9 protein-coding genes are annotated in these 15,209 nt (G+C 34.0%); 4 read left to right on the forward strand and 5 right to left on the reverse strand.

The features are described from left to right. The first annotated feature begins 80 nt into the window (after window positions 1–80). Window positions 81–983 (forward strand): type IX secretion system ring subunit PorN/GldN, encoded by a 903-nt coding sequence (gene porN / locus VB798_RS11515; protein ID WP_323258621.1) that lies wholly within the window; start codon window positions 81–83, stop codon window positions 981–983. 69 nt (window positions 984–1,052) lie between these two features. Here porN and xylA read toward each other — a convergent pair whose 3' ends face one another. After that, window positions 1,053–2,384, reverse strand: coding sequence for a xylose isomerase (xylA, locus tag VB798_RS11520; protein ID WP_323258622.1), 1,332 nt, complete (start codon window positions 2,382–2,384; stop codon window positions 1,053–1,055). A 457-nt stretch (window positions 2,385–2,841) separates the two neighbouring features. On the opposite strand from xylA, the gene VB798_RS11525 reads away from it, so the two are divergent. Continuing rightward, window positions 2,842–3,588: a polyprenol monophosphomannose synthase gene (locus tag VB798_RS11525; protein ID WP_323258623.1), complete on the forward strand. Its 747-nt coding sequence runs from the start codon at window positions 2,842–2,844 to the stop codon at window positions 3,586–3,588. Between the two features lie 14 nt (window positions 3,589–3,602). After that, window positions 3,603–4,148, forward strand: a complete 546-nt coding sequence (locus VB798_RS11530; RefSeq protein WP_323258624.1) for a CopD family protein — start codon at window positions 3,603–3,605, stop codon at window positions 4,146–4,148. Window positions 4,149–4,218: 70 nt separating this feature from the next. Here VB798_RS11530 and VB798_RS11535 read toward each other — a convergent pair whose 3' ends face one another. Then, the gene (locus VB798_RS11535) at window positions 4,219–5,961 is read right to left on the reverse strand and encodes a RagB/SusD family nutrient uptake outer membrane protein (protein ID WP_323258625.1); all 1,743 of its coding nucleotides are present in this window, start codon (window positions 5,959–5,961) and stop codon (window positions 4,219–4,221) included. A gap of 114 nt (window positions 5,962–6,075) precedes the next feature. Further along, entirely contained in the window at window positions 6,076–9,273 is a 3,198-nt protein-coding gene (locus tag VB798_RS11540; RefSeq protein ID WP_323258626.1) for a SusC/RagA family TonB-linked outer membrane protein, read from the reverse strand. 591 nt (window positions 9,274–9,864) lie between these two features. Between VB798_RS11540 and uvrC the strand changes: the two genes are divergently transcribed. Next, a complete protein-coding gene (gene uvrC / locus VB798_RS11545) occupies window positions 9,865–11,676 on the forward strand; it encodes an excinuclease ABC subunit UvrC (RefSeq protein WP_323258627.1) in 1,812 nt (603 codons plus the stop codon). Window positions 11,677–11,712: 36 nt separating this feature from the next. Here uvrC and VB798_RS11550 read toward each other — a convergent pair whose 3' ends face one another. Together VB798_RS11550 and VB798_RS11555 are read right to left on the reverse strand one after the other, a co-directional pair. Next, window positions 11,713–12,729, reverse strand: coding sequence for a GntR family transcriptional regulator (locus tag VB798_RS11550; protein WP_323258628.1), 1,017 nt, complete (start codon window positions 12,727–12,729; stop codon window positions 11,713–11,715). Window positions 12,730–12,789: 60 nt separating this feature from the next. Beyond that, window positions 12,790–15,117 carry a penicillin-binding protein 1A gene (locus tag VB798_RS11555; RefSeq protein ID WP_323258629.1) on the reverse strand — a complete coding sequence of 776 codons (2,328 nt, stop codon included), beginning with the start codon at window positions 15,115–15,117 and terminating at the stop codon, window positions 12,790–12,792. Between the last annotated feature and the right edge of the window lie 92 nt (window positions 15,118–15,209).

The following is a 15,209-nucleotide window of genomic DNA, read 5'->3' on the forward strand; positions in this document are numbered from 1 at the left end:
GTGTTCAAAATATATTAGCTATAAGTTTACAAGTATTTGATAATCAAGCTTAACGTAAAACTTATAATGATATTAACATTATGAAAAATTTAATCAAAATTACCGGAGCAATCGTTTTTAGTCTGGCTTCTTGTTTACTAGCAACAGCACAAGAGAAAGACAATAGAGGCAAAAATCCAGATTCAGTTCGTCCGATAGACGATTCCAACATCATGTGGAAGATGCGTTTGTGGAGAAGAATGGATTTGAATGAAAAACAAAATCAGCCTTTTTTCTCTAAAGGAAACGAGATTACTAAATATTTAATGGAATGGGTTCAAAGTGGGGTTTTACAGCCTTACAGAAACGATTCTTTAAAGACTAAAATCTCTAAAGAAGAATTTTTAAAGAATCTTGTCATAGAAAACTCTATTGGAGACAATGCCCTTTCTGATGCTGAAAAAGCAGCAGGTTTTGGAGCAGAAGGTGCTGCAGCAGCTGGTACTGACGATGGTTGGGGTGATACTAAACCTGCTACAGGTAATGCGGCTCAAGCTTCTTCAACCGCTAAAAATACAAGTGGTACAGGAGATTTATACTTCGCAAAAGAACTTTCTATCATAGAAATCAGAGAAGATGCTATTTTTGATAAACAACGTTCTCGTTTGTATTATGATATTCAGTCTATTACAATCATTATACCTGCCAACAAAACAGCTGCAGGTTTTGATAAGACTGTTGCTTCATTCAAGTATAAAGATTTAGACAAGTTATTCAGAAGTAACCCAAATTGTATCTGGTATAATTCTCAGAACGAAGCACAACATAAAAACATGGCAGATGCTTTCGATTTAAGATTATTCCATGCAAGACTTACAAAGAAAGGGAATCCAGAAGATAAAAGTTTAGATGAATTCTATGGTGGTGAAAAACAAGGTTTGATTCAATCTCAACAATTAGAGTATAAATTGATGGAAATGGAACATAATCTTTGGGAATATTAATCCAAAATTGAATACATAAAAAAAGCGAGTGGAAATTTTCCACTCGCTTTTTTTATGTATTCAATCAGACTAGATAAATTGATTGATGATATTTTCAAACAATTCTTGCTTACCGCTAGTCGCTTTAGGTTCTCCTACTTCAAAAGCATAATTTCTTAAATCTTCTAAAGATAATTTACCAGCTTCGTATTCAGCACCTTTTCCACTATCAAAAGAAGCGTAACGATCTTTACGCAATTTCTTGTAAGATGATTTTTCTAAAATATTATCAGCAATTACTAATGCACGTGCAAAAGCATCCATACCACCGATATGAGCTAAGAAAATATCTTCTAAATCAGTTGAATTTCTACGTGTCTTAGCATCAAAATTGATACCTCCTTGGGTAATTCCACCTGCTTCTAAAATAATTAACATAGACTCAGCTAATTCATTCAAATTAGTAGGGAATTGGTCAGTATCCCATCCGTTTTGATAATCTCCACGGTTGGCATCCATACTTCCTAACATATTGTTATCAGCAGCAACTTGTAATTCATGCTGGAAAGTATGCCCAGCCAAAGTAGCGTGGTTTACTTCTAAATTCAACATAAAGTCATTTTCTAAACCATATTCTTTCAAGAAGCCGATTACAGTAGCTGAGTCAAAATCATATTGGTGTTTCGTTGGTTCACATGGTTTTGGTTCGATGAAGAATTTACCTGTAAAACCATTTTTACGAGCATAGTCACGAGACATCGTAAGAAATTTACCAAGATGTGCTAACTCACGCTTCATATCAGTATTCAATAAAGTCATATATCCTTCACGACCTCCCCAGAACACATAATTTTCTCCGCCTAAAGCAATTGTTGCATCTATAGCATTTTTCACTTGAGTACCAGCATGAGCTAATACAGAGAAATCAGGGTTTGTTGAAGCCCCATTCATATAACGTGGATTAGAAAATACATTGGCAGTACCCCATAATAATTTCACGCCACTTGCAGCTTGTTTTTGTTTTGCATAATCAACAATAGCCTGCATATTACTTTCATATTCTGACAAAGAGCTTCCTTCATCAACTAAATCAATATCATGAAAACAATAGTATGGTGCACCAATTTTAGTAATGAATTCAAAAGCAGCATCCATTTTATCCTTCGCTCTTCCTACAATTTCATTTTTTGCATCCCAAGGAAATACTTTTGTACCTGGACCAAATGGGTCAGCGCCAGTTCCACAGAAAGTATGCCAATAAGCAATTGCAAAACGCATTTGCTCTTTCATTGTTTTTCCTGCAATAATACGATTTTCATCATACCATTTGAATGCTAAAGGATTATCAGATTCTTTTCCTTCAAACTGTATTTTACCAATTCCTGCGAAATACTCTTTGTCGCCTAATGTGATGTTTGCCATTGTCTTTGTTATTGATTGTTTAATTTGTTTAGTCAGTAAATTATGTGTTCTATACTGTTCTATAAATTTAATGCAAAAATACTATTACATCTATGAAACACAAAAAATGTTTGCTATAATTTGAAATTATTTTTGTTAACGACAATACATTTTCTTAAATCTTGTTAAAAATGGTAATAATTGGAATTTAAACATCTTTCAATTGATTGTAATTAAAATAGTCTAATTTAAATTTCAAACAACTTACAATCAACAAAGTGCAATTATACAATCAAATAGTTATATTAAATTAATTTTAAAGCCATGTTTATGAAAAATCGTCATCGTATTAAAACAGATAAAGTATTGAAAAATATATACTTTAGTACTTACCCTAATAAGTAAGCTAATCTGTAATATGATATAGTTTTTCGTAACTTTGTATTAATATTAAATTTTAACCTTCTAATATTCCATAATGATCTCTCGTCTTGTAATTATACCGACATACAACGAAATTGAAAATATTGAAGCCATTGTCCGTAAAGTAATGAGTTTAGAACCAAGTTTCGATTTACTAATCGTTGATGATGGTTCACCTGACGGCACAGCAATTAAAGTAAAAGAATTACAAGAAGAGTTTGGGCTAAGTAGATTGCATTTACAAGAAAGAAAAGGGAAACTCGGTTTGGGTACAGCTTATATTCATGGATTCAAATATGCTCTTGCCAATAATTATGAGTATATTTTTGAAATGGATGCTGATTTTTCACATAACCCTGAAGATCTCGTTAAACTTTACGACGCTTGTGTAAATGGTGGTTCTGATATGGCGATAGGCTCTCGATATGTGAGTGGTGTAAACGTTGTAAATTGGCCAATGGGAAGAGTTTTAATGTCATACTTCGCTGGATATTATGTTCGCTTTATCACAGGGATGTCTATTATGGACGTTACAGCTGGGTTTAAATGCTATCATTCAAAAGTACTTAAAACCATCAATTTAGATACCATTAAATTTGTAGGCTATGCTTTTCAAGTAGAAATGAAGTTTACTGCTTGGAAATATGGGTTTAAAATTGCTGAAATACCTATCATTTTTACCGATAGAACAAAAGGCGTTTCAAAAATGTCTGCTAATATTTTTAAAGAAGCTATTTTAGGAGTAATTGAAATGAAAATTAATAGTTTTTTCAAAAAATATCATCGCAAAGAAATTAACTGAAAATGATATAAGTAATGGAATATAATCATATCAAAGCAATACATATCATTTTTGTAACTAGTTGGTTTGCCGGGCTTTTCTATTTACCTCGATTATTTGTATATCAAACTGAAGCCAACGAAAAACCAGAAATTGAAAGGCAAATTCTACAAAAAGAGTACAAGCGAATGCAAAAAGTACTTTTTAATGCCATCATGGTGCCAGCAATGTGGCTAACAATTATTTCTGGTACAACAATGATTTACTGGTTATGGTGGGATAGTTTTGCATCACAAGCTTGGTTACATTTAAAGTTAAGTTTTGTAATAGGTTTAGTTTTTTATCATTTCTATTGTCGAAAAATAATCTTAGAATTACGAAATGATAAATATAGATTTACAGGTTTTCAATTAAGGTTATTTAATGAAATTGCTACCATCTTTTTATTCGCTATTGTATTTTTAGTCGTTTTAAAGAATACCGTTGATTGGATTTGGGGGATTTTAGGGTTAATTCTATTCGCTATTATTATTATGTCTGCTGTTAGAATCGTTAAGTCAATCAGAGAAAAAACGAAATAAAGCATATTAAAAAATAAGCGGATGGCAAATTGCCATCCGCTTATTTTTTTAATAATATTCCTACTATAGATTAATATCCAGGATTTTGTTTTAAAATATCTTTTCCTTGAATATCAATTTGTGTTTGTGGGATTGGCATGTATTCGCTCTTTCCTGTAGTAAATTTAGCACCACCAAACATTGTACTCAATACTTTAGCTTCGTTAGCTAAATAAGCATTTAAAGTACTTTCAGCGATACCCCAACGTACTAAGTCAAAGAAACGGTGACCTTCACCCGATAACTCTAATTTACGTTCAAAACGAACAGCTGTACGAGCAGCATTTTTATCAGTCCAAGGAGTATCATAAGTTCCGATTACATATTTTGCAGCTGGTGCACCATTTTTTGTAACCCATGAAGCTTTATTAGCAGCTCTTGTACGAATCATATTTACATACTCTTGTGCTTTTGCTAAAGAACCAACTTCAACTTCAGCTTCAGCAGCCATCAATAAAATATCTGCATAACGAAGAATTGTATAGTTCATTACAGAGTAACCTCTTGTCCAACCACTACCATCGGTTAATGTATTTTCTTGAGACTTGTAATAAACATATTTTTTAGTTGAGTATGGACCAGAATAAGGTTGAGAACGAATCCAATCTTTACCTGGGTGCTCTTTCCAATCCAAATAAGGAATACCACGACGACCAACAGAGTGATCTAAACGAGGGTCAAGGTTTCCAGCATCTGGAGTAAATGCGTCTTTAGATTCAACACCGTAATCATTTTTAACGGCATTAGCTGCGCTATTATATGAATTATCTAATAATGGTAAACCATTTGCATCTGTACGGAACGAGTTCACTAAATCAAAACTTGGGGCAAAGAAACCACAACAGTTACCAGGACCATCAGCACCAGTATTATATGGATAGTTCAAAACATCATAAGAGTTTGAGTTTGAAACATCACCAGTATTCATTGAAGTTTGTGTTGCAAAAATTGATTCTTCATGATTATCGTTAGCAGCATTATAAATTTGTGCATAATTCGATACCAAACCATATTTTTTGCCATTTGTAGTTTTACCATTAGCAATGATTAAATCAAACAAAGCTTTAGCTTCTGCATACTTCTTTTCAAACATATAAGCTTTAGCTAAATAAGAAGCTGCTGCCCATTTATTTGCTCTACCTGCAGCACCTTGTGTTTCAGGTAAGTTATCATAAGCAAATTTAAAATCAGCTTCAATTTTGCTCCATAAATCTGCAGTGTTAGTCACTTTTTCAATACCTGTTCCATAATCAACGGTTTCGTCAATAAAAGGAGCATTGTTGAATATCTTTTTCAATTCGAAATAGAAGTGACCTCTGATAAATCTTGCTTCACCGATGATTCTTTTCTTATCAGCATCAGTTAAAGCTGTTGAACCAGTAGCTAATCTAATTGTAGCATTTGCTCTACTAATACCTTCGTATTTAGCATTCCAAGTACCATTAAACTCTCCGTTAGTAGGGTCAGCCTCATAACGTTGAATTGGGTTAATAGCAGAAAAGTCACCAGGGTCAGTTCCTTTATTGGCATCACCTCCTAAAATACTTCCAAATACCCAGTTATTTGGTCCAGCTAATTGCGTAAATCCTTTACCCAACATCATCGAGTAAGCACCAAGTAAAGTTCCCTCTACACCTGCTGCGCTTGATAATTGGGCTACTCCTAGAGAACCTGTTGGAGCAACTTCCAAAAAGCTATCTTTGCAGGAGAATGTAATTGAAGCCACAGCAAACGTGGCAATCAAAGAATTCTTAAAATTGATAGTTGTTTTCATTTATTATATTTTTTTATAATTTTCTACTTGTTATTTCAAAAGAATTAACCTGAAAAAATTAATATAATGCTTTTATTATTAATTAATCATTTGCTGTAAATCAGCTATGATTTTTTAAAAAGTTAAGTTTAAACCTAAGTTGAAACCTCTTGATACTGGATAGTTACCAACATCAATACCGAAGTTAGTATCAACAGCACCACCAACACCTGGATCAAGACCTGAATAAGAAGTAATTGTGAAAATGTTTGTCACAGAACCACTTACTCTTGCTTTGCTAAGACCTAATTTAGAAATTAAAGCCTTTGGAAGCGTGTAGCCTACTGAGATGTTTGTCATTCTTAAATAAGAACCATCTTCAACATACCATGAGTTTTCTGCACCGTTTGTACTGATGTTTGAAGCACTTTCCCAAATAGGAGCTTTTGCATTATCACCTAAAGCTGGAGTCCATGATTCTTTAGCAATAGCACCTTTTCCTGAACCTTGGAATGAACCATAGAATGCAGTGTACCATTTAGACATATTGAAGATTTTGTTACCCAATGATGTATATAAATACGTTGAGAAATCCCATTGCTTATATTTTACATCTAAAGTAATACCACCTGTATAAACTGGAACTGGATTACCTAAGAATGTTCTATCATCTGGAGTAATTTTTCCATCACCATTCACATCAACATATTTGAAACGACCAACTCCAGCACCTGTTTGAGTAGAATTTTTAGCTTCTTCAGCAGTTGCAAAGTAACCTGCTACTTTATATCCAAAGAAAGAAGAAATTGGTTGATCTACAGCATTTCTGATTGGGTTGATACCACGATAAGCAGCGCCACTAAAGAATTTAATTGATTCAGTTAATGAAGTAATTTTGTTACTTAAGAATGAACTGTTCCAAGTAATATCATACTTAACATCTTGTGAGAATTTACCATGATTGATTAACTGAATATCAAGACCTTGGTTTCTCATACTAGCAATGTTCACAGAAGGAGCAGATGCTAATACACCAACAACTCCAGGAATAGGTACTTGATATAATAAATCTTTAGTATCTTTTCTCCAGAAATCAATTACTGCTTCTAACTTACCATTCAAGAATGTTGCATCAATACCAATGTTAGTGGTTGTACTTGTTTCCCATTTAGCATTGTTATTACCAATACGAGTTCTGTAGTATCCTTCATCAGCACCGTTGTTAGTACCTGAAATTGGATAATATGAATTACCTTTACTTGAACCAAACAATGAGTATTGGTTACTTGGATCTACTGGGTTAGAGTTACCCATTTGTCCCCAACCTCCACGGATTTTTAAATCTGTAATGAATGGAATTTCTTTCATGAAATCTTCACTACTCATACGCCAAGCAGCAGAGAACGCAGGGAATACACCATAACGGTTGTTTGCACCAAATCTTGAAGAACCATCACGACGAACTACAGCAGATAAATAATATTTATCTTGTAAGCTATAATCTACTTTAGAGAATAATGAATAGAAGTTAATACCGCTGAATAAACCAGAGTTTACTTGTGGGTTTTGAACTTTACTCAAGTTTACGTAGTCTAAATCTGTTGAGAATGGGTTGATACCTGAACCTGAAATTTGTCTTCCTTTACCAGTGTTCAAAGCTTCAATACCAGCTAAAGCACTAATTGAATGACTACCAAATTTCGCCTTATAAGCAGCAGTGTTTGTAAATACCCACGAGAAGTTAAATCCAGAACCTTCGCTGAAGCTGTTGTTACCTTCTGGCTCAGAGTCTCCAAGGTATTTATAACCATAATCTTTGAAATAATAGCTATTAAACTGACCACCAATGCTTGAACGTAATGTCAAGTTTGCAATAGGATCTACTTCAATGTAAACGTTACCAAAGCCATTAGCATTAAAATTATTATCGTTGGTATTGTTATTCTTTAATTGTCTAACTGGGTTTCTTGGGTTGTTAAAACCACCAGCTTTAGTACTTGCAAAATTTCCTAATTCATCATAAACTGGGATGATACTTGGCATACGATAAGCAGCTAAGATTGGAGATTCATCTTGAGCAATACCCAAACCATTTGTAGCACCAGATTGCCCTAATACTGAACGATAAGTAAATTGTAAGTTTTCACCAATTCTTACTCTTTTACCTAAATCAAATTCTGAGTTAGCTCTGAAACTATATCTTTTGAAACCGTTAGTAATCAAAATACCATCTTGTTGTTGAGCAGAAAGACCGAAGTAATAACGACCATTTTCTGTTCCACCACTGAAACCAAGGCTATGTCTCATCAAAGGAGCAGATCTAGTAATTTCTTTATACCAGTTTGTTCCAGCCATGTTTGGTTTAATCAAGAACACGCCATAAGGATCTGCTTGAGCTGCAGCTTTAACAGCAGCTAAATCTACAGTACCATAAACACCACTCTGACCATTTGCATATAAATAGTTAGGAATTGTAGCCGTTTCACCATTACCATATTGTGGGTGTTTCAAACCATTAGCCCATTCAGTTGGGTTAGCTGTACGAGACAAACCATTGGCAATGTTAGTGTTGATTTGTGCAATTTTAGTCCAATCAGCTTCTTCTTGAGGAGTCAAGTTTTTAGGAGCACCAGCAGCGTTAGGGTCAGTTACACCATAAACACCGTCATAAGTAACTTCCATTTTTCTAGCTTTCTTAGTACCTCTTTTAGTTACGTAAACGATTACACCGTTTGCAGCACGAGCACCATAGATAGAAGCAGCAGCAGCATCTTTCAATACTGTAGTTGATTCAATATCATTTGGAGAAAGGAAATCTGTAGATTGTACAGGAACTCCATCAACTACATAAAGAGGATCGTTAGAACCCGCAGGTCCGATTGAACCAAATCCACGAACACGAATAATTGAACTTGTTCCTGGCTGTCCGTTTGTAATTAAAGTAACACCTGATACACGTCCTTGTAATTGTTGTTCAACGTTACCAGAAGGAACTACTTGTAAATCTTTTGCTTTAACAGTAGCAACAGCAGCAGTTGATTCTTTTTTGTTTGAACTTGAATAACCTGTAACAATTACTTCATCAAGTGCTGAAACATCTTCTGCTAACTTAACATCTACATTACTTTGCGACCCAACTTTAACTTCAGTGCTTTTATAACCAATCGCTGAAATTAATAATACATCCTTACCTGATTTGAGATTAATTGCAAAACCACCGTTTGCGTCTGTTGATACACCTGTTTGTGTGCCTTTTAGAAGAACCGAGACTCCAGGAATTCCCTGACCATCCATGCCAGTAACTTTCCCTGTTACTCGTCTGTCTTGTGCCATTGTTAAGAACGTACTTAATAAAAATACGCACGACAAAAGCATACCCCTCCATGTAGAGTAAAATTTTGTGTTCATAATAAAATTGGGTTTTTGATTGAAAAAATTAGATTTTTGGTTGAAAATCCTTGTAAATATATGTTTAATTTAATTTCATAACAAACTGATTATTTATATTCTAATAATTTATTTCATTTTTGTCTGAAGGCGGTTTTTTATTAATGTATCATTTTGATAATGTTTATTGTATCATTTTGATACTTTTTAGAATTTTTAAAATATCAACCAATATTATTTTAACATTTTATAAATAACTGATTATCAATGATTTATTTTTATTTATGTCGTTTTAGTATTATTGTATTTTTTGGCAAAATAATATAAATATACCCAAATGAGCTTTATTAAGGCATTTCCAAAATAATAGAAAATAACTATTCATACAAGTAAAAAATAAAAAAAATCTATTTAAAGAATACAACACCAACAAAGCCGTACAATATTTATTCTTTAATTTTTTTGTAATTTTCTAAGTATAAATTTCCAGAATGATGGCCATTTTATTTAGTAAATTTGTATTCTAAATAAAAAAATATGACTGAGTTTGATTACAAAAGTGCTTTAGCTAAAGTACCCGAACTTCCGGGTGTATATCGTTATTTTGATGATGAAGGGACAGTAATTTATGTAGGTAAAGCAAAAAATTTAAAAAATAGAGTAAGTAGTTATTTTGCAAAATCTAACCAACACGATAGAAAAACAAAGCGTTTGGTTAGCCAGATTAGAAATCTAGAATTTACCATTGCCCATACAGAATTTGATGCTCTTCTATTAGAAAATACACTTATCAAGCAATTTCAGCCCAAATTCAACATTTTGTTGAGGGATGATAAAATGTATCCGTTCATCTGCATTACCAATGAGGCTTTTCCAAAAATCATCACCATTAGAAGGATTGATAAAAAATTAGGTACTTTTTTCGGGCCTTTTGCCAACCAGAAAGCCATGCACGCTATTCTGGAAATGTTCAATCAGCTCTATAGTTTCAGAACTTGTAATTTGAATCTTAGTGAAAAAAACATTCAGGATAGAAAATTTAAGGTTTGTTTAGAATATCATATTGGCAATTGTAAAGGTCCTTGCGAAGGGCTTCAAACAGAAAATGATTATTTAAAAGAAGTTGACCAAGCCAAGAATATATTGAAGGGAAATATGAGTTTGCCGAAACAATACTTTGAAGAAAGAATGTTGGAAGCAGCCTCTAAACTTGCCTTTGAAGAAGCTCAGGAGTTTAAAGAAAAGTTGACTTACTTGGTCAATTTCCAGAGTAAATCGACGGTTGTGAATCCCAATATTAAAGATGTGGATGTGTTTTCTATCGTTTCTGACGAAAATGCTTTTTACTTCAATTTCATGAAAGTATTAAATGGCTTTATCACACAAACGCAATCTTTAGAAGTAAAAAAGAAGCTTGATGAAACTGACGAAGATGTTCTGACGATGATGGTTTGGGAAATGCGTGATAAGTATGAAAGCGAAGCCAAAGAAGTAATTACAAACATTCCACTATCGGTAGATTTAAAAGGTGTTGAAAATACCATTCCGCAAATTGGTGATAAGAAAAAACTGTTGGAAATGTCTTTGAAGAATGTATTGTACTTCAAAAAGGAAAAGGCTGACCGACAAGCTTCTGAAGAAAGTGCTGGTGATGCCAAAATGAGAATTTTGTTAACGCTCAAAAATGATTTACAATTAAAAGCCATTCCACGTCATATTGAATGTTTCGATAACTCGAACATTCAAGGGACAAATCCTGTTTCAGCGATGGTCTGCTTTAAAAATGGATTGCCTTCGAAAAAAGATTATCGTCATTTTACACCAAAAACAGTAGAGGGTCCAAACGATTTTGCAACCATGCACGAAGTAGTAACCAGACGATATACAAGACTCATTGAAGAAGAAGCCGATTTACCAGATTTGATTATCATTGATGGTGGGAAAGGGCAATTAAGTGCTTCGGCAGATGCTTTGAAGAATTTAGGATTATATGGGAAAATCCCAATTATTGGCATTGCTAAACGTTTGGAAGAAATCTATTTTCCGGAAGATAGCATTCCTTTATACATTGACAAAAAATCAGAATCTTTAAAACTTATTCAACGTCTCCGTGACGAAGCTCATAGATTTGGGATTACAAAACACCGAGACAAACGTTCTAAAAACTTTATTATTAGTCAATTAGAAAGTATTGATGGTATCGGAAAACATACAGCAGAAAAACTCTTGAAGCATTTTGGTACGGTAAGTAACATTTATAAAGCTACTCCAGCAGAGTTAGAAAGTCTGTTAGGAAAAGCAAAAGCAATAAAGTTAAGAGAACAACTGAATGTAATTAATGACCAATAAATTACAATTGTAGCATAATTTAAGTCTTGAATTATGCTACAAAGAACCACGCACAATAAGTGAACTTGTACTAGCAATCTTTCCTTTCTGACGATTGTGCACCATTCTTCCAACCATTTTTCCCATCTGAACAAAGTCATTTGAAATTGTCGTGATACCGTCTTCTGCTAAAATTTCTTTAATCGGAGTATCATCATAAGAAAGTAATCCAATGTCTTCGCCTAATTTCAATTGCTTTTTATGGGTAAAATTTACAAATCTCACCAAGTCATTTTCCAAGAAAAGAATGTAAGCATGTCCTTTTTGTAAATTTTCTACATCAAGATTATCAACGATTTCTCCTTTCACCTGATATTCTTCACAAAATTTATTGAAGCCAATTAAAATGCCTTTCGGAGTATATTGGAATTGATTTTTACTGAGAAACAAAGTAAGACTTTCATATTTTCTTACCATCGGCAACGCTCCTGTAAGTCCTTGATAAAAGTTTTGTTCAAAATCTTGATACAAAACTGCGTACTCTTCATCCAATTGTTCAACATCAATGTCTAATATCAGTAATTTATCTTTCGAGATTTGTTTAACAATATCAGAAACATCTTCATTAAAATGAGGCATGATAATGTAGAAATTATAATTACCAATATTATTGACAATGACGTTTTCAAAAACCTTTAAATCATGGTAGTGAAAAAATAAATCAATGGAAACATTTTCGCCCAGAGCTTCTTTCATGGCATGAAAAAGTACTTCTTTATAAGCATTCATTGCATCAAAAAGCACAAAAACGTGCATGGATGCCTGAATGTTAGTTGAAGCGATATAATATCCTTTTCCATGTTGAGCCGCCACGATACCTCTTTCTCGAAGTTCTTCATAAGCCCGAATTACAGTCATCCTAGCAACACCCAAAGAAGCCGTAATTTCATTAATCGTAGGAAGCTGATCACCTCTTTTCAAAAGTCCCTGCTGGATTCTCTCAATGATTTCATCTACAATTTGTTGATATTTCGGTTTCTGAGCTTTAGGCTCAATTTGTAATTTATTTTTCATGGTTAGATTAAATCGCCAATTAGTTATGTTTCTTTTATTCAGCCCTTAATTCTTAAAATATTATTTCAAGAATCCTTCTTCTTCTTTGGGTTTAGCCGTTGGAACTTGCACTTGGGTTGAATCTACAGTATAAGTATTACAACCTAAATCAGCTCCATCTGGCTTTTTGAAAGGTTCTTTTTTGAAACCCGCAATTGCCAAAGTTTGGTCTGCATATACTTTATCCATAAAATTAGCATAAGCTGGCATTGCCATTTTCGCTCCCTGCCCTAATGCCAAACTTCTAAAGTGAATACTCCTATCATCGCCACCAACCCAAACACCAGCTACTAAATTCTGAGTAACACCCATAAACCAACCATCAGAATAATTTGAAGTAGTACCTGTTTTAGCGCCAATATCATTTCCTTGAGCACAGTTATAGCGATTTAAACCTTGTGCTGTTCCTCCTGATTCTTGTACAGCACCCTTTAACATATAAGTCATTTTATAAGCTAAATCTGCGCTAATTACTTGTTTGGTTGTGGTTTCAAAACGTCTTAATTCATTTCCATTTTTATCTTCAATTCTAAGAATCATGATTGGTTCAATTCTATAACCTTGGTTGATGAAAGTACTATAAGCGGCTACTTGTTCATAAACTGATACTTCACTCGCCCCCAAACACAGTGCAGGAACTTCCATTAAAGTACTCTGAATACCTACTCTGTTGGCAAATTCAGCTACTTTTTTAGGCCCTAACAATTTCATTAATCCAGCAGAAACTGAGTTGATTGAAAGTCCCATGGCATGACGAAGCGACATTGAAGCATAAGAATAACTACCTGTTGAGTTTTGTGGTGTCCATGTTCTATCTATACCATCTTCTGGTCCAAAAGTTACGGGTTCATCTACAACACTTCCACAAAGATTTACCACGTCGTTTTCGAGTGCTGTGGCATAAACAAAAGGCTTGAACGTAGAGCCTGGCTGTCGCTTACTTTGTTTTACATGGTCGAATTTGAAATATTTAAAATTGATTCCTCCTACCCAAGCTTTAATATGTCCGTCGTTCGGATTCATCGCCATAAAACCACAATTCAAAATTCTTTTATAATAACTCATCGAATCAAGCGGAGACAGTGTTGTATCTCTATCACCTTGCCAAGAAAATACCGTCATCTTCACAGGTGTTTTTAATACTTTCCAAACAGCTTCTTCATCGCCATCAAACTCTTCCATTAAGGCTTTGTAACGTTGTGTACGTTTCATTGCATCTTTCAAAAAGCCTTTTATTTCTTGCATTTTTTCGTTTACCCAAGGATTTCGTCCTTTCCAATGTGCATAAAACAGCTTCTGCTGATTTCGCATGTGGTCATCTAGTGATGCTTGTGCATAAGCCTGCATTCTTGAATCAATGGTTGTATAAATTTTCAAACCACTGGTGTATAAATTCAATTTATCTCCTTCATCTCTGGTTGAATTCAAATCAGCAATAATTTCTTGTAATTGTCTTTTTACTGCTTCACGCAAATAAGGTGCTTGTCCAGTATTTTGGTTTTCAACCTTGAACTTTAGTCCAAGCGATTCATCTTGCAAAGCAAGCATTTCTTCTTCAGATAAATGTTCATACTTGTTCATCTGGCTAAGTACTACATTTCTTCTAATCGTACATTTTTCTGGATGGCGACGTGGGTCGTAGAGAGATGGATTTTGTAACATCCCAACCAAAGTAGCGGCTTCTTTTACGCTTACATTACCCACATTTTTACCAAAATAGGTTTTGCAAGCAACTCTGATTCCGTAAGCGTTATTCCCAAATTCTACTTCATTCAAGTACATCTTTAGAATTTCTTGTTTGGTATAACGGCTTTCCAAACGTATTGCCAAAATCCATTCTTTTGTTTTAGCTATGACAGTTCTTACCAAAGGAATTTTAGCTAACAAACCTTTATAGCTTGGTCCATCTTCGGTTGGATCTAATCTACGAGTATCAAAAAGGTTTTTGGCTAATTGTTGCGAGAGCGTACTTCCTCCACCAGCACGACCAAAATGAGAAATCACCCTAAAAGTACTTCTTAAATCAATCCCAGAATGCTGTGTAAAACGAGCATCTTCTGTTGAGACAAGTGCATTAATAATATTGGGGGAAAGTTCTTCGTATTCTACAGGAGAACGGTTTTCACGGAAGTATTTTTCTAATTCTACGCCATCTTCCGAAATCAAAACAGAAGCAATTTGGCTTTTAGGGTTTTCCAGTTCCTGCAAACTTGGCATCCCACCAAAAAGCCACAAAAAATTATATTGAACGGCAATAATGTATAATATAAATGCAATAAAACCAATAATCGACAGTTTCCAAAGTCGAGAAATTACTTGTTTATATTTGCCAGCTTGAAGTTGAATCATGTGTAATTTTCAATAAGGATTATTAAGAGGACTGTTTAAAAGCAATTAACACTCAAATAAAAGCTCTTCAAAACAGCGAATGCTGTTGTTTC

The sequence above is a fragment of the Arcicella lustrica genome, from assembly GCF_034930985.1.
Lineage (GTDB): Bacteria > Bacteroidota > Bacteroidia > Cytophagales > Spirosomataceae > Arcicella > Arcicella lustrica.